This window comes from Microvirga calopogonii, from assembly GCF_003347665.1.
GTDB classification, from domain to species: Bacteria; Pseudomonadota; Alphaproteobacteria; order Rhizobiales; family Beijerinckiaceae; genus Microvirga; species Microvirga calopogonii.
This window is the reverse complement of sequence record NZ_QDGA01000244.1, coordinates 1-1,070: the sequence shown is the minus strand read 5'-3', so window position 1 is coordinate 1,070 and position 1,070 is coordinate 1. Positions and strand designations below refer to the sequence as shown.

The 1,070-nt window shown below is 58.9% G+C and carries 2 protein-coding genes; one reads left to right on the top strand and one right to left on the bottom strand.

From position 1 onward, the window contains the following. Positions 1-598: IS6 family transposase (locus tag DDF70_RS36255; RefSeq protein WP_114946479.1), on the top strand; the 598-nt coding region annotated here is incomplete at its 5' end. A gap of 22 nt (positions 599-620) precedes the next feature. Here DDF70_RS36255 and DDF70_RS37780 read toward each other — a convergent pair. Further along, the coding region (locus DDF70_RS37780) for a hypothetical protein (protein WP_205772634.1) at positions 621-1,070 on the bottom strand (450 nt) is incomplete at its 5' end.

The window sequence follows — 1,070 nt, the reverse complement described above, 5'->3', positions numbered from 1 at the left end:
GATGTCCGAGCGCGGTGTCAGCGTTAATCCAAGCACGATCTTTCGTTGGGTCCAACGCTATGCCCCGGAGATTGAGAAGCGGATGCGACCAAACCACGGGCCTCGCTCAGGTTCGTGGCGAGTGGACGAGACCTATGTCCGAGTGGGTGGGCACTGGCGGTACTTGTTCCGAGCGGTCGACAAGCACGGTCGTCTGATTGCCTCCATGCTGTCCGGCCGGCGTGATACTGGAGCCGCTTATCGCTTCCTGCGCAAAGCCCTTAAGGCGATGAGCGATTATCCGCCGTCCTCGATCACGACCGACAAACTGGCATCCTATCCGAAGGCCATCCGACGCCTGCAGGACGAAGGGCTGCTGCCGCAGGATGTCGAACATCGCACCTCGAAATACCTCAACAACATCCTCGAGGCGGATCATGGCGCGCTCAAGCGGATGATCCGGCCGACGCGTGGCTTCCAGACGATGAAGACAGCCTCCGCCACCATCGGAGGTTTCGAAGTCATGCGCATGATCCGCCGCGGTCACTGCGTCCAGCGAAAACGTCAGGCGACAGGCGAAGTCCGTCTCATTAATCAGCTCTTCGGTCTAGCAGCCTGAATGACCCGCCCGACGGCGTTCGTTATGCCCTTTCAAGTTGCTGCAACAGTGCCACTATGGTCGCATGCGCGGAAGCAAAGGAAGACTGAGCGCTGAGTTCCCACTTCCAGAGCCCCACCCGGATGAGGTTGCCCGCGTACGCGCTGTTCTCGAACGCCGTCGGCAACGCCTTAACGACCTCTCCGGCGGCGGGAATGGTCACAGCATGTAGATGACACATAAGGGCACCGTTAGCCGAGTTCACTCTGGCTCCGTCCCCTGTCGGAGCAGTTCCCAATAACCCTCTGCGCCTCTTGGCCCAGAGGGCATTTGTTTCTGTATACAGAAAGAATGTTGGAACTGTATGGTCCCACAAGCAGGGTTTCTCTTTCAAGCCATGGGGACAGTTCTGGCCAGCACGCAGGGTTCCGGTCACGTCCGTCAATGAGTGTAAATTCGGGTGCGGTTTGAGGTGGTCATTGGTCAGCTCGCC